Annotated in this window: 5 protein-coding genes; all 5 read left to right on the top strand. The window is 60.2% G+C overall.

Going from position 1 to position 3,425, the window contains the following annotated elements:
- Window positions 1-774 (top strand): FAD-linked oxidase C-terminal domain-containing protein (locus A3754_RS14240; RefSeq protein WP_304439836.1); only part of this gene is annotated, 774 nt, incomplete at its 5' end.
- Window positions 767-1,468, top strand: coding sequence for a fumarylacetoacetate hydrolase family protein (locus tag A3754_RS14235; protein ID WP_063520225.1), 702 nt, complete (start codon window positions 767-769; stop codon window positions 1,466-1,468). The genes A3754_RS14240 and A3754_RS14235, both read left to right, overlap by 8 nt.
- A 94-nt stretch (window positions 1,469-1,562) precedes the next feature.
- Window positions 1,563-2,477, top strand: a complete 915-nt coding sequence (locus A3754_RS14230; RefSeq protein WP_063520224.1) for a cation diffusion facilitator family transporter — start codon at window positions 1,563-1,565, stop codon at window positions 2,475-2,477.
- 115 nt (window positions 2,478-2,592) lie between these two features.
- Entirely contained in the window at window positions 2,593-2,874 is a 282-nt protein-coding gene (locus A3754_RS14225; protein ID WP_063520223.1) for a putative quinol monooxygenase, read from the top strand.
- A gap of 37 nt (window positions 2,875-2,911) precedes the next feature.
- The coding region (locus A3754_RS14220) for a glutathione S-transferase N-terminal domain-containing protein (RefSeq protein WP_197468664.1) at window positions 2,912-3,425 on the top strand (514 nt) is incomplete at its 3' end.

Genomic DNA, 3,425 nt, shown 5'->3' with positions numbered 1-3,425 from the left:
GTGGAAGCCACCGTCAAACTCACCCGCCAGCCAAAAGACCTGACGGCCCTGGTACTGGGCGCCCCGGGCTTCCGGGAAGTGATGAAAATCCTGCACGCCTTCCAGCAGGACATCGACCTGACTGCCTTCGAATTCTTCTCCGACAAGGCCATGGCCCACGTACTGGCCCACGGCGTGCCCAAGCCCTTCGAGACCGAGTGCCCGTTCTACTGCCTGCTGGAATTCGAGCAGCTTTCCGAGCAGGTCGGCGAGCAGGCCATGGCCATCTTCGAGAAATGCGTGGAAGAGGGCTGGGTGCTGGACGGCGTCATGAGCCAGTCCCTGCAGCAGCTGGACCAGCTGTGGCAGCTGCGTGAGCGCATCTCCGAATCCATCGCCCCGCACACCCCGTACAAGAACGACATCTCCGTGAGCATCGCCAAGGTGCCGGACTTCGTGGAAGACGTGGACACCGTGGTGCAGGACGCCTACCCGGATTTCGAGATCGTCTGGTTCGGCCACATCGGCGACGGCAACATGCACCTCAACATCCTCAAGCCAGCGGACCTGGCCAAGGAAGACTTCTTTGCCAAGTGCAACAACGTCTCCAAGTGGGTGTTCGAGATCGTGGAGAAGTACAACGGGTCTATCTCGGCCGAACACGGCGTCGGCATGACCAAGAAGCCGTACCTGGAATACTCGCGCAGCCCGGAAGAAATCGCCTGCATGAAAGCCGTGAAAGCGGTATTTGATCCCAACAACGTGATGAACCCCGGGAAGCTGTTCGATGTTTGATGAGATCAACGAAGCCCACATCGATCCGAACGGTTACCAACATCGCTGGATCGACGGCGCCCCCATGAACATGCCCGTGGGCAAGGTGGTCTGCGTGGGCCGCAACTACGCCGACCACGCCAAAGAGCTGGGCAATGACGTGCCGGATTCCCCCATCCTGTTCATGAAACCGGCCACCGCCCTGGCCAGCCTGCACGAACCGCTGGTGCTGCCCGAAGGGCAGGGGCCGGTACACCACGAAGTGGAAATGGTGGTCCTCATCGGCAAACGTATCCGCAAGGAAACCCGCCTGGATCACATCCGCTTCAGCGTCGCCGCCTACGGCATTGGCCTGGACCTGACCCTGCGTGAAGTTCAGAACCAGCTAAAAGAAAAAGGCCACCCCTGGGAGCGTGCCAAAGCCTTCGACGGCGCCGCCCCGGTATCCGGCTTTATCGACGCCCGCGGCATCTCCGTGCGTCAGGATCTGGGCGTCACCCTGGAAATCAACGACGAAGTAAAACAACACGGCCACACCGGCCTGATGCTGTTCCCCACCTTCGAACTGCTGGCCGAAATCAGCCAGACCTTCACCCTGGAACCCGGCGACGTGGTCTTCACCGGCACCCCCGCCGGCGTCGGCCCACTCAACAGCGGCGACAAGTTCACGGCGCGCCTTGGTAACATTATTCAGGTGTTTGGTTCGGTGGCCTGACAGAAGCCACCGCCCGCTCGTCCCCCCCAACCAACCACAAAGCAACCTTTGCCTCTTTCCAGGGTCTATTTCGTTAACGCAACGGGAGAGGGTTATGGAATCAAAAGGGTTGTGGTTATCCGTATTGGGCACGCTACTCATGGCGGCGCTGGGTTTCGGGTTTGCTCACTTGGCAGAGTCCGACGCGATTTTTCTGGACGGGGTGTTTTCGCTCGTCAGCTTCATCATGTCCTTGCTGATGGTCTATGTGTCGCGGCTGTTGCAGCGTAATGCAGACCACCGTTTTCAGCTGGGCTACGCCAGTTTCGAACCCGCCTTCAACGTACTGCAAAGCCTGGTGATTCTGGGCGTGCTGACCATGGCTCTGGCCTCTGCGCTGGCAGCCCTGAGCGGTGACGGGCGCCTGTTGCAACCGGGGGTGGCGTCGGTCTACGCCGTGTTGGCCACCGCGGGTTGCCTGGCCGTGTATCTGCGCCTGCGCACGATTGCGCGCGAAACCGGTTCCGAACTGGTACGGGTGGATGCCTTTGTGTGGCTGATGGATTGCATACTCAGTTCGGTGGTGCTGGTGACCTTCCTGGCCGTGTGGCTACTTGGCGAACACCTGGGTGACTGGCTGCCCTATGTGGATTCGTTGATGGTCATTGTGATGGTGCTGATCATGCTGCCGGTGCCGTTGCGAACGCTCTATCGCAACCTGATGGAAGTGCTGCTCGCCGCACCCACGCAACAACAGCAGGAGCAGGTGCACGCCGATTTTCGCCAAGCCATGGTGGCACTCCCCGCGACGCGCTGGTCCCTGCGGATGAGCAAGACCGGGCGCATGCTGTATCTGCAGGCCAGAGTTCTATTGGAAGAAGGCGAGCAACACAGCGACGCCTTGCAGGCAGACCTCTGGCGTCGCCACTTGCAGGACGCTCTGGCACCGCAATACCCGGATCTCGAGCTGGATGTGATGTTCACTGCGGACCCGAACAATCTGCAGGCAGGGAGTGGGCAGCCCGCGTAACGCGCCCGGGCCTTTCTGGCCGCAACAGCGACGTGAAACACCATGGCTGCGTTTTCCAGCCTGTGTGAGGATGCCTTATCCACCCATAATCACAGCCAGATAACGGGAGACAACCATGATTGCCATTACCGCTGTCATGTCCGCCACGCCGGGTAACGGTGACGCCCTGGTCGCAGAGATGAAGAAGATCGCCGCCGAAGTGGTGAAGGAAGAAGGCAACCATTGCTACCTGGTTCACCAGTCCGTGGACGATGCCGATACCGTGCTGATCTACGAACAGTACACCGACCAGGACGCCATCGTGGCCCACCAGGAAAACATGAAAGCCCTGGGTGGCGGCCTCAAGGGGCTGCTTGCCGGTCGCCCCGACGTGAAGCTGTTTACCCTGGCAAGCTGAGCGCATCACTTATTCTATCAGGTAATCAGGAGGCGTCATGGCCAGCCAGGACAACACCCACAGGCTCTACGGGGTTCCCCATTCGCTGTACACCGGTATCGCCCGCTGCTACCTGCGAACCCAGGGCATTACCTACACCGAAATCCCCACCACCGATGCGGATTTCCACACCCGCATTCTGCCGATTATCCAGCGCAGTATTATCCCGGTGCTGGAAACGCCGCAGGGTGACATCGTCCAGGACAGCCTGGATATCATTGACCACTTTGAGCAACAGGGCGTGCAATATTCCGCCTACCCGGATGGGCTGCTACAGCGGGTGCTCTCTGTGATCATCGCCTACTACGGTACCCAGGCCATGCTGCCCCACGCCATGCACTACCGCTGGAGTTACCGTGAGGCCCAGGAAGGCTTTCTGCATGACCAGTTTGCCGCCGGTGCCGGTGAGGCCATGGCCGACAAGATCATGTCGCGGATGAATGCCTACCTGCCCCAACTGGGCGTGGATGCCCACACGGTGCCGGAAATCGAGGCCTCCTATCTGCAACTGC

The sequence above is a fragment of the Alcanivorax sp. HI0083 genome (genome assembly GCF_001635175.1).
This window is presented reverse-complemented; position numbering and strand designations above follow the sequence as displayed.

Coding starts and splice junctions, on each gene's coding strand:
- A3754_RS14235 (WP_063520225.1), top strand. CDS start 767: ATGTTTGATGAGATCAACGAAGCCCACATCGATCCGAACGGTTACCAA.
- A3754_RS14230 (WP_063520224.1), top strand. CDS start 1,563: ATGGAATCAAAAGGGTTGTGGTTATCCGTATTGGGCACGCTACTCATG.
- A3754_RS14225 (WP_063520223.1), top strand. CDS start 2,593: ATGATTGCCATTACCGCTGTCATGTCCGCCACGCCGGGTAACGGTGAC.